This is a genomic window from uncultured Luteimonas sp. (assembly GCF_947492465.1).
Classification (GTDB): Bacteria; Pseudomonadota; Gammaproteobacteria; order Xanthomonadales; family Xanthomonadaceae; genus Luteimonas.
Genome location: NZ_CANLNF010000001.1, coordinates 496,467 through 517,172 on the forward strand (window position 1 = coordinate 496,467; position 20,706 = coordinate 517,172).

A 20,706-nucleotide genomic window follows, 5' to 3' on the forward strand; every position below is an offset into this window, starting at 1 on the left:
CGGGACCGGCCCGATCCGGCGGACCGCTGCGCGGTCCTCATTCCGCCGTTGTTTCGCCCGATTCCAGCGTCCTGCAGCCGATGGCCTCGCAGGCGGCCATCGAGCCGAACGCGTTCTCCACGTGCGCGATGCCCGCGGCCCGCAGCAGCGATGCGGCCACGATGGCGCGCTGGCCGCTTCCGCAGAAGGTGACGATGGGGCGGTCGCGCGGCAGCTCGCAGATGCGCGCGGGCAGGTGGCCGAGGAAGACGTGCGTGGCACCGCGCAGGCGCTTGTCCCGGTACTCGGTGATCTTGCGCACGTCGAGCAGCAGCGGAGGTTCGGGAGACTGCAGGCGTGCATCGAGATCCGCGGCATGCACCGCATCGATGCTGCCGAACTCGCGGCCGCTGCTCTCCCACTCGCCCAGGCCGCCCTTGAGGTAGCCGGCGACGCGCGTGTAGTCCATGCGCGCCAGGCGTGCCACCGCCTCCCGCGCCGCGTCCGCGTCCTCGGCCACCAGCAGCAGGTCCTCGTCGTAGCCGAGCAGGTAGCCGGCATAGGCCGGAAGCAGCGGCAGCGGCAGCGCCAGGCTGCCCGGTACGTGGGTTCCGGCGAAGGCCTGCGCGCTGCGCAGGTCCACCACGCGCGCGCCACCCTTGCGGCGCGCTTCGAACGCGTCGGGCGGGAGCGGGGCAGGCGGTGGCAGGTGGTGCAGCACCGGTGCGCCGCACTGGTTGAGGCGTTCCATCTGCCGGAAGTAGGGCGGGACGTAGTGGTGTTCGTCCAGCTTGCGACGCACGAAGGCCTCTCGGTCGGCGACCTGCAGCAGCGGGTTGTGCGCGCGCTCGTGTCCCAGCGTGGAGAATTCGCGGTCGGCCATGTTCTCGCCGCACACCGAACCGGCGCCGTGGGCCGGGTAGAGCAGGGCCTGGTCGCCCAGCGGCAGCAGCTTGTCGAACAGCGAGCGGTGCAGCGCCTCGGCCATCTCCCGCTCGCGGCCCTCGATGAGGTCGGTGCGGCCGACATCGCCCACGAACAGCGCATCGCCGGTGAACACCCCCACGGGCGTGTCGCCCTGATTGCCGTCGGTGAGCACCAGCGAGATGCTCTCGGGCGTGTGTCCGGGGGTTTCCAGCACGCGCAGGCGCAGCGCGCCGCATTCGAAGCAGTCGCCTTCGCGTACATCCTCGCCATAGCCGAAGTCCAGCGCATGGCCGTGGTGGATGCTGGCGCCGGTACGCGTGGCCAGTTCCACCGAGCCGATCACGTAATCCTCGTTGCGGTGGGTTTCGAAGATGCGGGTGATGCGCACGCCTTCGCGCGCGCCGATGTCGATGTAGCAGTCGACGTCGCGGCGCGGATCGATGACGACGGCCTCGTCGCCGTCGCCCAGGATGTAGGACAGGTGGGCCAGTCCTTCGGACTTGATCTTGTGCAGGAACATGGACCTGACTCCGGTCAGGCCAGGGTGCGCAGCTTCGGCTCGCGCGACCACTGTCGCGTCCTGGCGGCCGAGACGAACGCGGCGCTGTCGGCGGCATCGACGATCGCGGCATCGCGACCCACGTTGGCGGCCTCCAGGACCGGCGCGGCCCCCGCATCGAAGGCGATGGCCTTCAGGTGCGCCCAGGCGAAGGCGGCGAAGTCCACCGCAGCGGATTCCTTCGCCAGCCTGGCCCCGGCCTCGGCGGCGAGCACGATGGCGACGGCGTCGAAGACCACCGACGGTGCGCCGGCCAGCTGCGCATCGGCCGGCTGCCTGCGGCCGTCGGAGAGCGTCGCACCTCCCAGTCGGGGAGCGACGAGCTTCACGCTGGCGCCCTCGGCAAGGCAGGCCTCCACCAGCGCATCGAGTGCGGCTGCATCGCTGCCCTCGTCGAACAGGATGCCGACGCAACGGCCTTCGAGCGTCTGCTTCATCCGCCCGATGGTCCGCACCTCCGGCGCCGGCGGCATGTCGCGCGCGGGCACCGCGGCCGGCGGCGCTTCGGGCAGCACGTCCAGCCCCAGCCCGTCGGCCACTCTCTGCGCCAGCGAGGCGTCGATGTTGCGCAGCTGGCCGACCATGCGTTCGCGCACCTTCGGCGTTTCCACCTTCGACAGTTCGAACACCAGGGCCGAAGCCAGGTGCGCCTGCTCGGGCGCCTCCAGGCTGCGGAAGAACATGCGCGCCTGGCTGTAGTGGTCGGCGAAGCTCTCCGGGCGCAGGCGCCCCTTGGCGCCGTCGTCGGCGCGCGAGGCGTGGCTGCGGAAACCGGCACGCGCGTCCGCGCGCGGGCTGTCCTCCTGCAGCGAGCTGGGTTCGTAGTTCACCCGCCCCTTCGGGATCTGCATCTGCATGTGGCCGTCGCGCTGGTGGTTGGCGAAGGGGCAGCGCGGCTGGTTGACCGGGATCTGGTGGAAGTTGGGTCCGCCCAGGCGGATCAGCTGGGTGTCGAGGTAGGAAAAGATGCGACCGTGCAGCAGCGGGTCGTTGGAGAAGTCGATGCCGGGGACCAGGTTGGCGGGGCAGAACGCCACCTGTTCGGTCTCGGCGAAGAAGTTGTCCGGCCAGCGGTCGAGCACCATGCGGCCGACGATCCGCACCGGCACCAGCGCTTCGGGGACGATCTTGGTGGGGTCCAGGTGGTCGAAGGGGAACGCCTCGGCTTCCTCCTCGGTGAACAGCTGCACGCCCAGTTCCCATTCCGGGTAGTTGCCCGCCTGGATCGCCTCGAACAGGTCGCGGCGGTGGTAGTCGTTGTCGGCGGCCTGCAGCTTGGCCGCCTCGTCCCACACCGTGGACTGCAGCCCCAGTTTCGGCCGCCAGTGGAACTTGACGAAGGTGCTGGTGCCGTCTTCCGTGAGGAAGCGGAAGCTGTGCACGCCGAAACCCTCCATCATCCGCAGCGAGCGCGGGATGGCGCGGTCGCTCATCGCCCACATCACCATGTGCATGGATTCGGGCGTGAGCGAGATGAAGTCCCAGAACGTGTCGTGGGCGGCGGTGGCCTGCGGGAAGCCGCGGTCGGGTTCGGGCTTGACCGCATGCACCAGGTCGGGGAACTTCATCGCGTCCTGGATGAAGAACACCGGGATGTTGTTGCCGACCAGGTCGTAGTTGCCCTCGTCGGTATAGAACTTGACCGCGAAGCCGCGCGCGTCGCGCGGCGTGTCCACGGAGCCCTTGCTGCCGGCCACGGTGGAGAAGCGCGCGAATACCGGTGTGCGCTTGCCGACTTCGGTGAACAGCCCGGCGCGCGTGTATTGCGCCAGCGAATCGGTGAGCTCGAACCAGCCGTGCGCCGCGGAACCGCGCGCGTGGACGATGCGCTCGGGGATGCGCTCGTGGTCGAAGTGGGTGAGCTTCTCGCGAAGGATGAAATCCTCCAGCAGGGTGGGGCCGCCCGGGCCCTGCCGCAGCGAATTCTGGTTGTCGGCGATCACCACGCCCTGGTTGGTGGTCAGCTGCGGCCGTGGGCCGCCGGCCGGCTGCTGGTACTCGCCACCGTTGCCGCGCGGCGCGTCGGCCTCCGGGTCGCCGTCGGCGCGGCGGCCGACGGTGCCGGGCGCGTTGTCGACGGGTGGGCGGGCGTCGCGTCCGGGCTGGGTGCCGGGCGCCGTGGAGGTGGGGGTGCGGTCGTTGGCCATGCGGGCGGTTCCGTCTCGGGATCCGCCCCATCGTGCAGGCCGCGGCGTGATCGCCGCGCATGGGGCGCCGGGCACCGCCGCAGATGCGTTCCCGGCGCTGGCCGCTCCTGGTCGCCTTCCGCGGAGGCGGAGGCGACCGGCCTCAGAATCCCCAGGTCAGCTGCAGCGCCAGGCGGCCATCGGCCTTGTCCGCGTCGTCGAGGTTCTCGGCCAGCGCTTCGCCGTAGCTGACGGTGTCGGTGTAATGCAGTTCGGCGTCGATCGGGCCGAAGCTGCGGGTCAGTCCCACCAGCCAATCGCCGTAGCTGTCGCCGGCGGCATCGTCCAGGTCGTACCAGCCGGTGGAAAGCTTGAGGCCGAGGCCGCTGTCGCCGAGCGGATACTCGGCCGCGGCGCTGTAGTAGATGCCCTTGTCGCCGAGCTGGAAGATGTCGGGCGAGTAGGCGACGCCGACGGTGTAGTAATCGGCGAACGACAGGGTCGCGGCGAATTCGGTGTAGTCGAGTTCGTAGCCTTCGTTCACGCCCGGGTAGCGGACACGCGTGACCGACAGGTCCAGTTCGGTGCCTTCGCCCAGTTCGCCCGCCCAGCCGGCGTAGAGGTCGATCTCGTGGTCGATTCCGTCGTCGGGGTCGCCGAAGTCCACCGTCGATGCCCATGCGCCGGCGTAGAAGCCGCTGGCGTGCGAGACGGTGACCTCGCCCTGCAGGGCCGGATCGCCGTCGGTCTGGGTGACGCCGCGCCAGACGAAGTCGCTGACGGCGGTCACGCCGCCTTCCACCGACCAGACGCCGTCGTCCGCTGCCTCCTGGGCGAGGGCGAGGCCGGGCGTGGCGGCGAGGGCGAGCAGCAGGCAGCTGGGAGCGAGGCGCATGGGCGTGTCGGGAGGCGTAGGGGGCGCATACGATACACGCGCGCGGCCCACCGTCCCATGCGCGCCCGGGGCGCAGGGCTTACCATGCGCCCCTGCGGCGGGCGCGCCCGCCGGCCCCCAATCCGTACAGGAACCGCCCCGATGCGCCCAGCCCCGATCCGCCTTGCCCCGCTTGCCTGCGCCCTGCTGCTCGCCGCCTGTGGCGGTGGTTCCGGTGACGGCGCTGCGGGTGGCGAGGCCGGCAAGGAGCTCAATGTCTACAACTGGTCCGACTATGTGGCCGAGGACACCATCGAAGGCTTCGAGCAGGCGACCGGGATCAAGGTCAACTACGACGTTTATTCGGAGAACGAGACGCTCGAGACCAAGCTGACCACCGGCAGCTCCGGCTACGACGTGGTGTTTCCGTCGGCGCGCCCGTTCGCCCAGCGCCAGATCGGGGCGGGGCTGTACGCGCCGCTGGACAAGGCCAGGCTGCCGCACTGGAGCCACCTGGACGAGGACGTGCTGGCCGGCCTGACCGACATCGATCCGGACAACGCCCACGTCGTGCCGTACATGTGGGGCACTACCGGCCTGGGCATCAACGTGGACAAGGTGCAGGCCGCGCTGGGTCCGGATGCGCCGCTGGATTCGTGGGCGCTGCTGTTCGATCCGGCCAATGCGGAAAAGCTCGCCTCGTGCGGCATCCACGTGCTCGACGACGACCAGGAGACGTTCGGCGCCGCGCTGATCTGGCTGGGCAGGGATCCCAACGCCGGCGCCGTGGAGGACATCGAGCGGGTGAAGCAGGCCTACGCGGCGATCCGCCCGCACGTGCGCACCTTCAACAACGCCGCCTACAAGGATGCGCTGGCCAACGGCGACGCCTGCCTGGTGATGGGCTATTCGGGCGACATCGGCCAGGCGCGCGACGTCGCTGCCGAAGCGGCCGAAGCCACCGGCCAGCCGGCGCCGGACATCCGCTACGTGATTCCGAAGGAGGGCGCGATCCGCTGGATGGACGTGATCGCGATCCCGAAGGACGCGCCGCACGCCGACAACGCGCACGCCTTCATCGACTACCTGCTGCAGCCCGAGGTGATCGCCAAGGTCACCGACTACGTGGCCTACGCCAACGCCAACAAGGATGCGACCGCGCTGGTCGATGCCGATATCGCCTCCGACCAGGGCGTGTACCCGTCCGCTGAGGTGCGCGCGAAGCTGGTCGATCCGGTGTCGCTGCCCGAGGACGTGCAGCGCCAGCGCGTGCGCGCCTGGACGGCGATCAAGAGCGGACGCTAGACCCGTGGCCGCGCCCGCCCGCGCCACCGCGCCAGTCGAGCCGTGGCGCGACGCCACGGCGCAGCCTTTCGTGCGCATCGAAGAGGTCACCAAGACCTTCGGCAAGTTCTACGCCTGCGACGACATCTCGCTGGATGTCTATCGCGGCGAGTTCTTCGCCCTGCTCGGCGGCTCGGGCTCGGGCAAGAGCACCCTGCTGCGGGTGCTGGCCGGCTTCGAGACGCCCGACAGGGGGCGGGTGCTGATCGACGGCGTGGACGTGACCGCGCTGCCGCCGTACCAGCGGCCGGTCAACATGATGTTCCAGAGCTACGCGCTGTTCCCGCACATGACCGTGGCGCAGAACATCGCCTTCGGCCTCAAGCAGGACCGCCTGCCGGCCGGCGAGATCCGCGACCGCGTGCAGGCGATGCTGGAACTGGTGCAGATGCCGCAGCTGGGCAACCGCAAGCCCGACCAGCTCTCCGGCGGCCAGCGCCAGCGCGCCGCACTGGCCCGCGCACTGGCGCGGCAGCCCAAGCTGCTGCTGCTCGACGAACCGCTGGGCGCGCTCGACAAGCGCCTGCGCGAGCGCACCCAGTTCCAGCTGGTCAACATCCAGGAGCAGGTCGGCACCACCTTCATCATGGTCACCCACGACCAGGAAGAGGCGATGACGATGTCCTCGCGCATCGCGGTGATGGATGCCGGCCGCATCGTGCAGGTGTCCACGCCGGCGGCGCTGTACGAGTTCCCGGCCACGCGCTTCGTGGCCGAGTTCATCGGCGGCATCAACCTGTTCGAGGGTCGCGTGCTCTCGCACGACCCCGACGCGGGCCTGGTGCGCGTGCAGTGCGACAGCCTGGCCGAACCGGTGCTCGCGCGGCACACCGACTTCCTCCCCGAGGGCACCGCGGTGAGCGTGGCGGTGCGGCCGGAGAAGATCGACGTGCACGAGCAGCGCCCGGACGCGGACAACGTGGCGGTGGGCAAGGTGCGCGACATCGCCTACCTCGGCGACGTGTCGATCTACCACGTGCAGACGGAAACCGGCGCGACCCTGCGCGTGCAGGAAACCCACGTCGAACGCAGCTCCGAGCCGCACTACGACTGGGGCGACACGCTGTGGCTGAGCTGGCCGGCCACCGGCGCGGTGGTGCTGGCCTCGTGAGCGCGCAGCGCCCCGACCAGGCCTGGAACTTCTGGGCCGACGTGGTCCGCAACCTGTTCGGCTTCTTCCGCGTGGTGCGCGACGAGTTCCGCACCCGCCGCGGGCGGCTGCTGGTCAAGCTCGTCCCGATGCTGTGGCTGGGCCTGTTCTTCGCCGTGCCGTTCCTGATCGTGGCCCGGATCAGCTTCGCCGAGGCGGTGTTCGGCCAGGTGCCGCCGTACACGCCGCTGCTCGAACAGGCCGGCGACGGCGCGATGTCGCTGCGCGTGCACATCTCGAGTTATGCGCTGCTGCTGCAGGATCCGCTCTACGTGGCGGCCTACCTGCGGTCGCTGCTGTTCGCCGGCGTCTCGACCCTGTTCTGCCTGCTGATCGGCTATCCCATGGCCTACGGCATCGCACGCGCCAGGCCGGTGATGCGGCTGGTGCTGATGATGCTGGTGATCCTGCCGTTCTGGACCAGCTCGCTGCTGCGCACCTACGCGATGATCGGCATCTTCAAGGCGAACGGCTGGCTGTCCACGGCGCTGGTGGCGGTCGGCGTGCTGGATCCGGGCGAGGCGGTGCTGCACAGCAACCTCGCGGTGTACATCGGCATCGTCTACAACTACCTGCCGTTCATGGTGCTGCCGCTGGCGGCGACGCTCATGCGGCTCGACTTCACCCTGCTCGAGGCGGCCGCGGACCTCGGCGCGAAGCCGGTGCATGCGTTCCTGCGCATCACCCTGCCGCTGTCGTTGCCCGGCATCATCGCCGGCTGCCTGCTGGTGTTCATTCCGGCGGTGGGCGAGTTCGTGATCCCCGACCTGCTCGGCGGCCCGGACGCGCTGACCATCGGCCGGGTGCTGTGGACCGAGTTCTTCACCAACCGCGACTGGCCCCTGGCCTCGGCGGTGGCGGTGGCCATGCTGCTGCTGATCGTGATCCCGACCCTGGTGTTCGAGTACATCGAGAACCGGCGCGAACAGCGCGAGGCCGGGGCATGAAGCGGCAGTCGTGGTGGCTGTGGGCGGTGATCGCCGCCGGCTACGCCTTCCTCTACATCCCGATCATCTCGGTGATCGTGTATTCGTTCAGCGCCTCGCGGCTGGCGACGGTGTGGGGCGGGTTCTCTTTGCGCTGGTATGGCGAACTGTTCGGCAACCAGCAGATCCTCGATGCGCTCGGGCGCAGCCTGGTGATCTCGGCCACGGCCGCCACCGCCGCGGTGTTCCTGGGCACGGCCAGCGGCATGGCGCTGTCGCGCTTCGGGCGCTTTCCGGGGCGCGGCGTGCTGAGCCTGATGAACTCCGCGCCGATGGTGATGCCCGACGTGATGCTGGGCCTGTCGTCGCTGCTGCTGTTCGTGTCGCTGCAGCAGATGACCGGCTGGCCGCAGCGCGGCATGACCACGATCATGCTGGCGCACATCACCCTGACCACCTGCTACGTCACCGTGGTGGTGCGCTCCCGCCTGACCTCGCTCGACCGCAGCCTGGAAGAGGCGGCGATGGACCTGGGCGCACGCCCGTGGCGGGTGTTCTTCCTGATCACCCTGCCATTGATCGCGCCGGCCTTGCTGGCCGGCTGGCTGCTGGCCTTCACCCTGTCGCTGGACGACCTGGTGATCGCCAGCTTCACCTCGGGACCGGGCGCGAGCACGCTGCCGATGCTGATCTACTCCAAGGTCAAGCTCGGGGTGACCCCGGAGATCAACGCGCTGGCGACGCTGATCATCAGCGTGGTGGCGGTGGGCGTGGCGGTGGCGGGGGGCGTGATGCACCGGCTGGACGCCAGGCGCAACCGCGGCTGATCGCGGCAGGCCGGAGTGACCGGCGCCGGCGGCGGGAGCCGTTGTGCTGGACAGCGGCGAGCTGCCGCGTCCCCGAGTGCTGCCGATGCCATTCCACGTCCTGCGTGGTGCCTGCCTGGCGGGCCTGCTTTTGACCTGCGTGCCGGTGGTGGCCGCGGAGACCGGGTCGCCTTCGCGGGCAATCGTCGCCACCGAGGTGGGGGAACAGCGCTACGACGCCGGCAGCCTGCGGCTGCTGGTACCGTCGGCCAGCACCGCCGGTGCATATGCGCTGCTCGAGCTGCACGAGCAGGCGCCGTATCGCACGCCCGCGCACGTGCATCCGGAACTGGACGAGAGCTTCTACGTGCTCGAGGGCACGCTGTCGCTGGAGATGGAAGGACGTACGCACGTGCTGCCGGCCGGATCCTATGTGCACATCCCGCGCGGCACGGTGCACGCGCAGGGCAGCGCCGACGAGCAGCCGGTGCGCCTGCTGACGCGGCTGTCGCCGGGCGGATTCGAGCGGTTCTTCCTCGACCGGGTGGAACTGGCGCGCACGGTCGGACGCGGCGATCCCGCCTTCCAGGAGCGGATGATGGAACTCGTGCGGCGCTATCCGCAGTGGCTGGGGCCGCCGCCGGAAGCGTCCGTGCCGGCGAGGTGAGAGAGGGACCGGCGAGGGAAGAGCGAGTCGGCCCCCGCCGGCTTATGCGAATGGATGCATCGCGCCCGGCATCAGGGGCGGCTGCCCGTGCGCGGCTCCTGCACGCGGCTGCCGTGCCGGACGGTGAGGTGCGTGCGCAGCCAGGCGGCGAATTCCGTTTCGCTGATGGAGCCATCGGCCAATCCCAGGTATTGCGGGTAGAGGGCGTGGTCTTCCGCGTCCAGGGAGCCGCCGTTGAGCATCACGAAAACTTCGCATGCCACGGCAGCAGTGCGCTTGTTGCCGTCGACGAACGGATGGTTGCGTGCCAGGCCATGGGCCAGGCTGGCGGCGAGGGCGGCCAGGTCCGGCGGCGGGTCGCCATAGGCCTGCAGCTGTTGCGGGCGGGCGAGGGCGGAATCGAGCAGGCCGTCGTCGCGCACGCCGCTGCCGCCGCCATGTTCGGCGAGCTGGCGATCATGGATGGCCAGAGCCAGCGTCCTGCTGATCCAGATGATCATGGCCGGCGTCACTGCGCCAGCTTGTTGAGCAGGGTGCGGCGCTTGCGCATCACTTCTTCGGCCACCTCCATCTGCGCGGCCAGTTCCGGGTCGAAGGCGGTCAGGCGGATGCCGTCGGGCGTCTCCAGCGCGTAGACCTCGTCGCCCTTGCCCAGGCGCAGGCGGGCGAGCAGGTCCTTGGGCAGGATGATCCCGGCGGAGTTGCCGATGGCGGTGATCCGTAGCTTCATGGCGTGGCCTGGCTGTTATAACGAACGTAATACTGCGCCGCCCGTAGGCAGGCTGGCAAGCGCGGCCGGGCGGTTTTGTCCAGTCTCGCGCGCTGCGCCGGGAAGGTGTACAAATGTACACCATGAGCCCGATCGACACCCTTCCGCCGCAGCGCGCCGCCGTGCTGGCCTTCCTGCGCCAGGAGCTGGCCGCGGGCCGGGCCCCCAGCCTGGCCGAGATCGCCCACGCCTTCGGTTTCGCCTCGCGCAATGCCGCGCAGAAGCACGTGCAGGCGCTGGTGGCCGACGGGCTGCTGGAACTCCAGGCCGGGCGCAAGCGTGGGCTGCGCCTGCCCGGGCGGCCCGACCAGCTGCCGCTGCCGGTGCTGGGCCAGGTGGCGGCGGGCAGCCCGATCGGCGCCGACATCGGCAGCGATGAACTGCTGCTGCTCGACCGCGCGCTGTTTTCCGAGAAACCCGACTACCTGCTGAAGGTGAAGGGCGAATCGATGCGCGACGACGGCATCTTCGACGGCGACCTGGTCGCGGTGAAGCGCGCCAGCGACGCGCGCAACGGCCAGGTGGTGGTGGCGCGCATCGATGGCGAGATCACCATCAAGCGGCTGGAGCGCGGGCGCACGCGCATCCGCCTGCTGCCGCGCAACCCCGAGCACCAGCCGATCGAGGTCGGCCCCGGCCAGGATTTCGCCATCGAAGGCGTGTACTGCGGCCTGGTGCGGCGGAGCTAGGCATGAGCGCCGTGGTTGCCCTCGAGACCCTGCTGGCCGCGCGCACGCTGTGGCATGCCGGCCGCAGCGCGGCGATCGCCAGCGATGGCGAGTCCACCGGGCATGCCGCGCTCGATGCGCTGCTGCCGCAGGGCGGCTGGCCTCGGCGCGCGCTGACCGAACTGTTGCTGCCGGCCGATGGCGTGGGCGAACTGTCGCTGCTGCTGCCGACCCTGGCGCGCTGTACCCAGGACGGGGCGCGGGTGGTGCTGGTGGCGCCGCCGTACCTGCCGTATGCGCCGGCCTGGCAGGCGGCCGGCGTGGACCTGTCGCAGCTGCGCATCGTCGAGGCCTCGCCGCGCGATGCGCTGTGGGCGTTCGAACAATGCCTGCGCAGCGGCGCCTGCGCCGCCGTGCTGGGCTGGCCACAACAGGCCGATGCGCGCGCACTGCGGCGCCTGCAGGTGGCCGCCGACAGCGGCCAGTGCCTGGGCTTCGCCCTGCGCGACCGTCGCCACCTGGCCAATCCCTCGCCTGCGGCGCTGCGCCTGGAAGCGGTGCGCAGCGGGCGCGACATCGCCTGGCAGGTGCGCAAGTGCCGCGGCGGCCCGCTGCCGGCGACGGCGTTCGTGCCCGCGCGTGACGCACGGGGCCTGCAGGGTCCTGCCTCCGCCGCACCCGTCGAATCCGCCGTTTCGATGCCGGCGCAGGCGGCAGGCCTGCGTGGGCTGACGCCACCGGATGCGACGCCGGCAGCGAAGGTGGCGTGCCTGCGCGAGGCGCGCGAAGCGGCCAGAACTGGTGCTGGCCAAGCATCGAGCGCTTCCGCACCGGTGCGGGACACCGGACCGTCCGGAGCACGGGTGGTCCATGGCACGGTGCGTGCGCTGCCGCACATCGACATGCAGCCGCCGCCTGCGCTGCAGCACGAACTCCTGCTCGTTCCGGGCCCAGCGCCGCTTGCGCGTGACTGACCGCGATGCTCTGGGCCTGCGTATTGCTGCCGCAACTGGCGCTGGATGGCGTCCTCCGCCGTTTGCCTGATCCCGGCGCGCCGCTGGCGCTGGTGGAAGGGCCGGCGCAGCTACGCAGCCTGCATGCGGTGAACGCCGCGGCCGCGGACGCCGGCCTGCGTCCGGGCATGCGCCTGACCGCCGCGCATGCGCTGCAGCCGGACGTGGCACTGGTCGAACACGATCCGCAGGCCGAGGCGCGCTGGCAGCGCTTCCTCGCCGCCTGGGCCTATCGCCACAGTTCGCTGGTCAGCGCGCAGTGGCCGGGCTGCATCGTGCTGGAGGTGCGCGGCAGTTTCCGCCTGCTCGGTCCGTGGCCGCGGATCGAGCGGCGCCTGCGCGAGGAACTCGACGCGCTCGGCTTCAGCCATCGCATCGCCCTGGCGCCGACGCCGCGCGCGGCGCATGTCTTCGCCGGCCTGCGCGATGGCCTGGCGCTGATGCACGGCGATGCGATGGCGACCACGCTCGACCGCGTGCCGGTGCGGCGCGCGCGGCTGCCCGGCGACAGCGGCGAGCGGCTGCAGCGCATGGGCGTGCGCGACCTGCGCGCGCTGCGCGCCCTGCCGCGCGATGCGCTGCGCCGGCGCTTCGGGCCCGCGCTGCTGGAGCATCTCGACCGCCTCTACGGCCAGGCCGACGATCCGCTGGCCTGCTACGCGCCACCGGACCATTTCGACGCGCGGGTGGAGCTGGGCTACGAGGTGGAAAGCTACATGGCGCTGCTGTTCCCGCTGCGGCGCCTGATCGGCGACCTGTGCACCTTCCTGTCGATGCGCGATGGCGGCGTGCAACGTTTCGTGCTGCGGCTCGAACACGAGTCGGGGCAGACCGATGTCGAGGTGGGCCTGCTGTCGGCCGAGCGCGATGCGGCGATGCTGTTCGAAGTGACGCGCAGCCGGCTCGAACGCGTGCGCATCGACCGGCCGGTGGTCGGCGTGCGCCTGCTGGCGCGTGAGCTGCCGCCGTTCGCGCCGGCCTCGCGCGACCTGTTCGATACGCGCAACCAGCAGCAGCTGCCCTGGCCACAGCTGCGCGAGCGGCTGCGTGCGCGTCTGGGCGACGAGGCGGTGTATGCGGTGGCTCCGTCGGGCGATCCGCGTCCAGAACGCGCCTGGCGACGGATCCAGGAAGACGCCGCCTGCATCGACGAAGCGCCGATCCGGCCGCCGCGTCCCTGCTGGCTGCTGCCGCGGCCGGTCCCACTGCGCGAACCGCGGCCACGCATCGTCTCCGGCCCCGAACGCCTCGAAAGCGGCTGGTGGGATGGCGCCGACGCCCGCCGCGACTACTACATCATCGAAACCTCGCAGGGCCAGCACGCCTGGGCCTTCGCCCCCACGGGCGAGCAGGGCGGCTGGATGCTGCAGGGCTGGTTCGCATGAGCGCCCTGCGTCTTCCTTACCGGATCGTTCTCCCTGCCCCGCACGCGGGGAAGGAGCACAGAGCGCAGTGCAAAGAGCGCGGAGCAAGGAAGCGCGACTTCCTTGCTCCCTCCCCCGCGTGCGGGGGAGGGTTGGGGAGGGGGCATGCCGGAGCCTCGAACCATACCGGCAACGACGGCATCGGCCGCGGCATCTTGGCGTCCAGTCGTCGCGCCCTCACCGCGCCGTCGGCGCGCCCCCATCCCGGCCTTCCCCCGCACGCGGGGGAAGGAGCAAAAAGGTGCGCGTCGCTTCTCTTCTCCCTCCCGCGCGCGGGGGAAGGAGCACAGAGCGCAGTGCAAAGAGCGCGGAGCAAGGAGGCGCGACTTCCTTTCTCCCTCCCCCGCGTGCGGGGAGGGTTGGGGAGGGGGGGGCATGCCGGAGCCTCGAATCATGACCGGCAACGCCGGCATCGACCGCGACACTCCTCAACGTCCAGCCGTCGCGTCCTCGCACCATGAGTGACCACGACGACATCGCCCCCGACACCCCCGGCGGCCGCCCGCCGCGCGCCTGGCAAACCGCCCAGCGCCTGCGCCTGTCCGGCGCGGCCAACGACGATGCGCCGCTCGAGGATGGCCTGCCGGCCTATGCCGAACTGCACTGCCTGTCCGACTTTTCCTTCCTGCGCGGCGCGGCCAGCGCGGAGGAACTGTTCGAGCGCGCCGTGCACGTGGGCTACGAGGCGCTTGCGATCACCGACGAATGTTCGCTGGCCGGCATCGTGCGGGCGCTGGAAGCCGCGCGCGTCACCGGCATCAAGCTGATCGTCGGCAGCGAGTTCGTCCTCGATTGCGGCCTCAAGTGCGTGCTGCTGGTGGACATGCCGGCCGGCTACACGCGCCTGTGCGAGCTGATCACCACCGCGCGTCGTGCCGTCGAGGGCAAGGGCTATCGGCTCACGCGCCAGGACATCGAACGCCGGCTGTCGGACGTGGATGCCTCGCTGTGCGGCCTGTTCGCGCTGTGGATCCCCGGGCGCGAACCGGACCACGCGCAGGGCCGCTGGCTGCGCGCCGTATTCGCCGAACGCGCGTTCCTGGCGGTGGAGCTGCATCGCGAGCAGGACGACGTGGCGCGCCTGTCGCAGCTGCTCGAACTCGCCAGGGCCTTGCGCATGACGCCCGTCGCCGCCGGCGACGTGCACATGGACGTGCGCCGGCGCCGTGCGCTGCAGGACACCATGACCGCGATCCGCCACAACACGCCCCTGGCCGAGTGCGGCGCGCGGCTGTTCCGCAACGGCGAGCGCCACCTGCGCACGCGTCGCGCGCTGGGCAACATCTACGGCGCGGTCGAGGGCGGGGCGGCGCTGCTGGACAATGCGGTGCAGCTGGCGCGGCGCTGCCGATTCGACCTCGAGCACGACCTGCGCTACGACTATCCGGTCGAACTGGTGCCCGAGGGACACACTCCCGCCACCTGGCTGCGCGAACTCACGTATCGCGGCATGCGCGAACGCTGGCCGGACGGCGCACCCGCGGACGTGGCCGTCCAGATCGAGGACGAACTCGCCCTCATCGCGAAGCTCGGCTACGAGGCCTTCTTCCTCACCGTGGAAGACATCGTCCGCTTCGCGAAGTCGCAGCGAATCCTCTGCCAGGGCCGCGGCTCCTCGGCCAACTCGGCCGTGTGCTTCGCGCTGGGGATCACCGTGGTGAACCCGGCCGAGAGCCGGCTGCTGATGGCCCGCTTCCTGTCGGAGGAGCGCAACGAACCGCCCGACATCGACGTCGATTTCGAGCACGAGCGGCGCGAGGAGGTGCTGCAGTACGTCTATGCCAAGTACGGCCGCCACCGCGCCGCGCTGGCCGCGACCGTGATCCGCTATCGCGGCAAGAGCGCGGTGCGCGACGTGGCCAAGGCCTTCGGCCTGCCGCCGGACCAGATCGCGCTGCTGGCCGAATGCTTCGGCTGGGGCAATGGCGAGACGCCGATGGAGCAGCGCCTGCACGAAGCCGGCTTCGACCCGGACAACCCGCTGGTCGCGCGCGTACTGATGGTGGCGACGCAGCTGCGCGGGCATCCGCGCCACCTCTCCCAGCATGTCGGCGGCTTCGTGATCTGCGATGCGCCGCTGGCCACCGTGGTGCCGGTGGAAAACGCCTCGATGCCCGATCGCACCATCATCCAGTGGGACAAGGACGACCTGGAAACGATGAAGATGCTCAAGGTCGACTGCCTGGCGCTGGGCATGCTGACCTGCATCCGCAAGGCGGTGGAACTGGTGGAGCGCCATCGCGGCCATCATGTCGACCTGGCGCGGCTGGGCAACGACGACGCGTCCACCTACCGGATGATCCAGGCCGCCGACACCGTGGGCGTGTTCCAGATCGAATCGCGTGCGCAGATGAGCATGCTGCCGCGGCTCAAGCCCAGGGAGTACTACGACCTGGTGGTGGAGGTGGCGATCGTGCGCCCAGGCCCGATCCAGGGCGACATGGTGCATCCCTACCTGCGGCGGCGGCAGGGCAGGGAGGCGGTGAGCTATCCCTCCGAAGGGGTGCGCGAGATCCTCGAGAAGACCCTCGGCATCCCGCTGTTCCAGGAGCAGGTGATGGAGCTGGTGATCCACGCCGGCTATTCGCCGAGCGAGGCCGACAACTTGCGTCGCTCGATGGCGGCCTGGCGGCGCGGCGGCGACATGGAGCCGCATCGCGTGCGCATTCGCCAGCTGATGGAGGGCAAGGGCTACGCCACGGAGTTCATCGACCAGATCTTCGACCAGATCAAGGGTTTCGGCTCCTACGGATTCCCGCAGAGCCATGCCGCCTCGTTCGCCAAGCTGGTCTACATCAGCTGCTGGCTCAAGCGCCACGAGCCGGCGGCGTTCGCCTGCGCGCTGCTCAATGCGCAGCCGATGGGCTTCTATTCGCCCAGCGAGATCGTGCAGGACGCGCGCCGCAGCCGCAGCGAACGCGCCAGCGTGGAGGTGCGCCCGGTGGACGTGACCTGCAGCGACCGCGACTGCACGCTCGAGGGTGGGCACGCGCGCCGCGGCGTCGATGATGGCGGCCAGCCCGCGATCCGGCTCGGCCTGCGCCAGGTCGCCGGCCTGTCGGCCACGGCCGCCGATGCCATCGTCGCCGCGCGCGCGCAGCGTCCGTTCTCCGACGTGCGCGACCTGTGCCTGCGCGCGAATCTCGATGCGAAGGCCCGCAGCGCCCTGGCCGAGGCTGGCGCGCTGGCTTCGCTGGCGGGGCATCGGCATGCCGCGCGCTGGGCGGTGGCGGGGGTCGAGCAGCGGCGCCCGCTGCTGCCCGGCAGCCCGGACGAGGACGACATCGTGCTGCCGGCGCCGTCGGCCGGCGAGGACGTGGTGTCGGACTACCGCAGCACCGGGCTGACCCTCGGCGAGCATCCGCTGTCGCTGCTGCGCGAACGCCTGCAGCGCGAACGCCTGCTCGATACGCGGCAGCTGCAGGCGCTGCCGCACGGGCGCGGCGCGCACGTCGCCGGCATCGTCACCCAGCGCCAGCGCCCGGCCACGGCCAAGGGCACGATCTTCGTCACGCTCGAGGACGAGCATGGCATGGTCAACGTGGTGGTCTGGCCGCAGGTGGCGCTGCGCCGGCGCAAGGCCCTGCTCGGCGCGCGACTGCTGGCGGTGCGCGGGCGCTGGGAGCAGGTCGACGGCGTGCGCCACCTGATCGCGCGCGACCTGCGGGACATGACCGCACTGCTCGGCGAGCTGCACACCAGTTCGCGGGATTTCCGCTGATGAGGGCGCTGCGCACCGCATCGCTCGCCGGCGACCTGTTCGCGCCGGCCATGCTGCAGCTGGTGGACGACGCCCAGGGCGGTGCGCGCTACTGGCCGGGCGTGGTCGATCCGGACACGGCCCGGCGCTGGTTCGAGCAGCTGGTGGCGCGCGCCGACTGGCGCCACCTGCGCCGCCCGATGTACGACCGCGTGGTCGACGTGCCGCGCCTGCTCGCCTCGCACGCCGTGGATGCCTTGCCACCGGACCTGCCGCTGGCCGACATGCTGGACTGCGTGCGCCGGCACGTGCCGGCGCCGTTCACCTCGATCGGCATGAACTTCTATCGCGACGGCCACGACAGCGTGGCCATGCACGGCGACAAGCTGCACCTGCTGGGCGAAGGCCATCCGGTGGTGGTGTTCTCGCTGGGCGCGCCGCGGCGCATGCTGATCCGCTCCGTGCGCGACCACGCCGACCGGATCGCCATCGACCTGATGCCCGGCAGCCTGCTGGCGATGAGCCATGCGATGCAGACCACGCATGAGCACGGTGTCCCGAAGGTGCGCGATGCGGAGCCCAGGATCAGCGTGGTGTTCCGGGCCAAGGGGCAGTAGGGGCGCGCTTCTGCCGTCCCTTGCTTCTTGCCGTTGCGTCGCCGTTGCCGTCCGTCCTTGATCTTCGAGCCGTCAAGCGAGCCGGGCGTCGCAGGGTGGGGGGACCGCTCTCCGCCCGTTCCCGGCCGCGGTTCAAGGCTCGCTACCCTTGCGCCGGTCAATCCACCTGCGACTCGCCCATCCACACCTGGCGGAAAGCCGGACGCGCCTGGAACGCCTGCAGCCAGCGCATCACGTTGGCATGGGCGTCCGGCTTCACCCCGCAGTAGGTGCTGTAGGTGACGACGCTCGCCACGATCAGATCGGCCAGCGAGAACGCATCGCCCAGCAGCCACTGCGTGTCCGCCAGTTGCGCGTCGAGGCGGCCGAGTGCGGCATCGAGCCGGGACAGGGCTTCGGCGGCGAGCGGCGGATGGTGCAGGCGTGCATCGGCCTGCGGGCTCTGGGCGAAGTTCAGCACGCTGACCAGTGCGCCGTAGCTGACGTAGGCCCAGGTGCTCCATGACAGCGCGGCCAGCCGGTGCGGCGTTCCGGCGGCCGGCCACAGGCCGCGCTCCACGCCGTGGTGTTCGCCCAGCCACTGCAGGATCGAGAGCGCCTCGAACAGCGGGGTGCCCTCGACCACCAGCGTGGGGACGACACCATGTGGATTGATCGCGAGGTAGGCGGGGGATTTCTGCTGCCCCGAGGACAGGTCGAACAGGACCGTGTCGCATTCGATGCCGAGTTCGGCGATGGCGTGCATCACCGGGGTGGCGCTGGACATGGGGGCGGCGAAGAGTTTGAGGGACATGGGGATCGCTCCTGGCGATGGGACGGAAGGGCGGGCGGTGGCACGAAGCCCGGCCCGATCAGGCTAGCGATCCTTGCGGACAGTTTCGGTCCGCAGGCCGTGGCATCCTGCCGTCCGTGATCAATACCTCCGCCCGCCTGCTGCGCCTGCTGGCCCTGCTGCAGTCCCGTCCGTTCTGGCGCGGACGCGAGCTGGCCGCGCGCATGGAAGTCACCGGGCGCACCGTGCGCCGCGACGTGGACCGCCTGCGCAGCCTGGGCTATCCGGTGGAAGCGAGCGCGGGGACGGCCGGCGGCTACCAGCTGGCGGCGGGCAGCAACCTGCCGCCGCTGCTGCTGGAGGACGACGAAGCGCTGGCGGTGTCGCTGGGCCTGCGCATGGCCACCGCCGGCACGGTGGTGGGCATGGAGGAGTCGGCGCTGCGCGCACTGGCCAAGCTCGAACAGCTGATGCCGGCACGGCTGCGTGCGCGGGTGCGCAACCTGCACGCCGCCGTGCTGCCGCTGGGGTCGGGCGGCCCCGGCGTGCCGCACGACCGGCTGGTGGCGCTGGCCCAAGCCTGCCGCGCGCTGCAGCGCCTGGAGTTCGACTACGATGACCAGTCGGGCCGGGCCAGCGTGCGCGCGGTCGAGCCGCACGCCCTGGTGTCCACCGAGGCGCGCTGGTACCTGCTGGCCTGGGACCTGGGCCGCGGCGACTGGCGCACCTTCCGCGTCGATCGCATCGGCGGCATGCCGCGTGGCGGCGAACGGTTCCTTCCGCGCAAGGTGCCGGGCGGCGATGCGGCCGCGTTCGTGTCGCGCGCGATCTCGGTCCAGCCCTATGCGCTCAAGGCCCGCATCGAACTGCATGCGCCGCTGGCGCGGATGCGCGCACGCATTCCACCCTCGGCCGGGCGGCTGACCCGGCTCGACGAGACACGCTGCGAACTGGAAACGGGCGCGCAGCGGCCGGACATGCTGGCCTATCACCTGGCGATGCTGGACGTGCCCTTTATCGTGATCGAGCCGGTCGAGCTCGAGCAGCACCTGCGCATGCTTTCCACGCGCCTGTCGCAGGCCGCACGCGCTTCCGGCGAAAGGCGGAAGCGGACGTCTCGCGAACGCTGAGGTGCCGGTTCAGGCGTGGCGCCGGACCCAGTCCAGGTAGGCGTCCATCCAGCCCTGCAGGAACTTGCGGCTGCCTTCGGCGATGCCGCCGTTGTCGTCCAGCACGTCGTCGGCCTTGAGGAAGGCTTCGGGCTGGCCGAGCGTGGGCATGTCGAGGTAGGCCAGGATGGTGCGCAGGTGCTGCTGCGCGGCGGCGGTGCCGATCGCGCCGATCGACACGCCGATGATGCCCGCGGGCTTGTCGGGGAACGCGCTGTCGCCGTAGGGGCGCGAGGCGTGGTCCAGCGCATTCTTCAGCACGCCCGGGATGGAGCGGTTGTATTCGGGCGTCACGAACAGCAGCCCATCGGCCTGGCGGATGCCTTCCTTGAGGCGCGTCACCGGCGCGGGTGGGGAATCGTCGTCGTCCTGGTTGTAGAGCGGCAGGTCGTCGATGCGCAGGCGGCGGAACTCGACGTCCGCGGGCGCGAGCCTGGCAAGCGCATCGGCGAGTTTCGCGTTGAACGAATCCTTGCGCAGGCTGCCGACAATCACGGCGATGGTGAGTGACATGGGAACTCCTGTTGGCCGCCTCTGGGACTCACGAGGGTGAGGGCCGCGCGGCCGGACAAAGATGGAGGCTGCGGCGTGAAAACCCTGTCTGGACGCACCCGATCCGTTCGCGGTGCCTTGACGCCGCCCGGGAGAAGGTGGGGGCCGCTCAGGAAGGGGGGTGGCATGCAGTCCAAGTACCTTCGTTTCGGCAAGGGATTCCGTCCGGCGTTCAGCGTGCGCGGCGTGCAGGCGGCGGAAATGGTGATCGCGCCTGGAGACTGCGAGGGCGGCCCCGACAACTTCCACCGCGGCGCCGAGCAGTGGGTCTTCGTGGTGGGTGGCACCGGGCTCGCCATCGTCGACGGCGCGCGTCGCAAGCTGCGCGAAGGCAGCCTGCTGGTGATCGAGCGCGGCGAGCGCCACGAAATCCGCAACACCGGCCGCGTCCCGCTGAAGACGCTGAACTTCTATTCGCCGCCTGCCTACGCGGCCGACGGCACTCCGCTACCGGCTGGCCGGCGGGTGGGACGTGGTCCGGCGCGGCGTTGAGCGAACGTGCAGGCACCGGAGCCATCGCCCGGATGGCGTGGCGCGGTCTGCGACGGGTTCCGGGCGCGGCCGCATTTCCCTTCCGCGAACCGTGACCGTCGCCGACTCCACGCCCCGGGACACGGCTTGCACGTGCTCCGGCCAGTTGGCATGGTGACCGGGCACTAGGGGG

At 70.7% G+C, this 20,706-nt stretch carries 18 protein-coding genes and 1 pseudogene; 12 read left to right on the plus strand and 7 right to left on the minus strand.

Features of this window, described 5'->3' with window-relative positions:
* Positions 1-37 precede the first annotated feature (37 nt).
* From Q0863_RS02245 to Q0863_RS02255, 3 genes are all read right to left on the minus strand, one after another.
* A complete protein-coding gene (locus Q0863_RS02245) occupies positions 38-1,426 on the minus strand; it encodes an MBL fold metallo-hydrolase (RefSeq protein WP_298574625.1) in 1,389 nt (462 codons plus the stop codon).
* A 14-nt stretch (positions 1,427-1,440) separates the two neighbouring features.
* Positions 1,441-3,612 carry a catalase gene (locus Q0863_RS02250; protein ID WP_298574627.1) on the minus strand — a complete coding sequence of 724 codons (2,172 nt, stop codon included), beginning with the start codon at positions 3,610-3,612 and terminating at the stop codon, positions 1,441-1,443.
* Positions 3,613-3,754: 142 nt separating this feature from the next.
* The gene (locus tag Q0863_RS02255; protein ID WP_298574629.1) at positions 3,755-4,486 is read right to left on the minus strand and encodes a TorF family putative porin; all 732 of its coding nucleotides are present in this window, start codon (positions 4,484-4,486) and stop codon (positions 3,755-3,757) included.
* A 141-nt stretch (positions 4,487-4,627) separates the two neighbouring features.
* Between Q0863_RS02255 and Q0863_RS02260 the strand changes: the two genes are divergently transcribed.
* The 5 genes from Q0863_RS02260 to Q0863_RS02280 all read left to right on the plus strand — a co-directional run bounded on the left by Q0863_RS02260 (position 4,628) and on the right by Q0863_RS02280 (position 9,358).
* Positions 4,628-5,770, plus strand: a complete 1,143-nt coding sequence (locus tag Q0863_RS02260; RefSeq protein ID WP_298574631.1) for a polyamine ABC transporter substrate-binding protein — start codon at positions 4,628-4,630, stop codon at positions 5,768-5,770.
* Between the two features lie 4 nt (positions 5,771-5,774).
* Positions 5,775-6,920: a polyamine ABC transporter ATP-binding protein gene (gene potA / locus Q0863_RS02265; RefSeq protein ID WP_298574633.1), complete on the plus strand. Its 1,146-nt coding sequence runs from the start codon at positions 5,775-5,777 to the stop codon at positions 6,918-6,920.
* 128 nt (positions 6,921-7,048) lie between these two features.
* Positions 7,049-7,906: an ABC transporter permease subunit gene (locus Q0863_RS02270; RefSeq protein WP_298575855.1), complete on the plus strand. Its 858-nt coding sequence runs from the start codon at positions 7,049-7,051 to the stop codon at positions 7,904-7,906.
* Positions 7,903-8,712 (plus strand): ABC transporter permease subunit, encoded by an 810-nt coding sequence (locus tag Q0863_RS02275; RefSeq protein ID WP_298574635.1) that lies wholly within the window; start codon positions 7,903-7,905, stop codon positions 8,710-8,712. Before Q0863_RS02270 ends, Q0863_RS02275 begins: the two co-directional genes overlap by 4 nt.
* An 85-nt stretch (positions 8,713-8,797) precedes the next feature.
* Complete coding sequence (locus Q0863_RS02280; protein WP_298574637.1) at positions 8,798-9,358, plus strand: cupin domain-containing protein; 561 nt, start codon at positions 8,798-8,800, stop codon at positions 9,356-9,358.
* A 71-nt stretch (positions 9,359-9,429) separates the two neighbouring features.
* On the opposite strand, the gene Q0863_RS02285 is transcribed toward Q0863_RS02280, so the two are convergent.
* Complete coding sequence (locus Q0863_RS02285; RefSeq protein ID WP_298574639.1) at positions 9,430-9,858, minus strand: type II toxin-antitoxin system death-on-curing family toxin; 429 nt, start codon at positions 9,856-9,858, stop codon at positions 9,430-9,432.
* An 8-nt stretch (positions 9,859-9,866) separates the two neighbouring features.
* Positions 9,867-10,088 (minus strand): AbrB/MazE/SpoVT family DNA-binding domain-containing protein, encoded by a 222-nt coding sequence (locus Q0863_RS02290; protein ID WP_298574641.1) that lies wholly within the window; start codon positions 10,086-10,088, stop codon positions 9,867-9,869.
* Between the two features lie 131 nt (positions 10,089-10,219).
* Between Q0863_RS02290 and lexA the strand changes: the two genes are divergently transcribed.
* The 5 genes and pseudogenes from lexA to Q0863_RS02315 all read left to right on the plus strand — a co-directional run bounded on the left by lexA (position 10,220) and on the right by Q0863_RS02315 (position 17,549).
* Entirely contained in the window at positions 10,220-10,816 is a 597-nt protein-coding gene (gene lexA / locus Q0863_RS02295) for a transcriptional repressor LexA (protein ID WP_298575858.1), read from the plus strand.
* 2 nt (positions 10,817-10,818) lie between these two features.
* Positions 10,819-11,415 (plus strand): annotated as a pseudogene (gene imuA, locus Q0863_RS02300) (translesion DNA synthesis-associated protein ImuA); the annotation flags it as partial.
* Between the two features lie 359 nt (positions 11,416-11,774).
* Positions 11,775-13,193, plus strand: coding sequence for a DNA polymerase Y family protein (locus Q0863_RS02305; RefSeq protein ID WP_298574643.1), 1,419 nt, complete (start codon positions 11,775-11,777; stop codon positions 13,191-13,193).
* 496 nt (positions 13,194-13,689) lie between these two features.
* Positions 13,690-16,953 (plus strand): error-prone DNA polymerase, encoded by a 3,264-nt coding sequence (locus tag Q0863_RS02310; RefSeq protein WP_298574645.1) that lies wholly within the window; start codon positions 13,690-13,692, stop codon positions 16,951-16,953.
* On the plus strand, positions 16,953-17,549 hold the full coding sequence (locus Q0863_RS02315; RefSeq protein WP_298574647.1) for an alpha-ketoglutarate-dependent dioxygenase AlkB: 597 nt from the start codon (positions 16,953-16,955) through the stop codon (positions 17,547-17,549). The genes Q0863_RS02310 and Q0863_RS02315 overlap by 1 nt, the downstream gene beginning before the upstream one ends.
* A gap of 157 nt (positions 17,550-17,706) precedes the next feature.
* Here Q0863_RS02315 and Q0863_RS02320 read toward each other — a convergent pair whose 3' ends face one another.
* Positions 17,707-18,342, minus strand: a complete 636-nt coding sequence (locus tag Q0863_RS02320; RefSeq protein ID WP_298574649.1) for a glutathione S-transferase family protein — start codon at positions 18,340-18,342, stop codon at positions 17,707-17,709.
* Between the two features lie 116 nt (positions 18,343-18,458).
* Here Q0863_RS02320 and Q0863_RS02325 point away from each other — a divergent pair, with 116 nt between their 5' ends.
* On the plus strand, positions 18,459-19,451 hold the full coding sequence (locus tag Q0863_RS02325; protein ID WP_298574651.1) for a YafY family protein: 993 nt from the start codon (positions 18,459-18,461) through the stop codon (positions 19,449-19,451).
* A 9-nt stretch (positions 19,452-19,460) separates the two neighbouring features.
* Here Q0863_RS02325 and Q0863_RS02330 read toward each other — a convergent pair whose 3' ends face one another.
* Positions 19,461-20,003 carry an NAD(P)H-dependent oxidoreductase gene (locus tag Q0863_RS02330; RefSeq protein WP_298574653.1) on the minus strand — a complete coding sequence of 181 codons (543 nt, stop codon included), beginning with the start codon at positions 20,001-20,003 and terminating at the stop codon, positions 19,461-19,463.
* 165 nt (positions 20,004-20,168) lie between these two features.
* On the opposite strand from Q0863_RS02330, the gene Q0863_RS02335 reads away from it, so the two are divergent.
* The gene (locus Q0863_RS02335; RefSeq protein WP_298574655.1) at positions 20,169-20,534 is read left to right on the plus strand and encodes a cupin domain-containing protein; all 366 of its coding nucleotides are present in this window, start codon (positions 20,169-20,171) and stop codon (positions 20,532-20,534) included.
* Positions 20,535-20,706 lie beyond the last annotated feature (172 nt).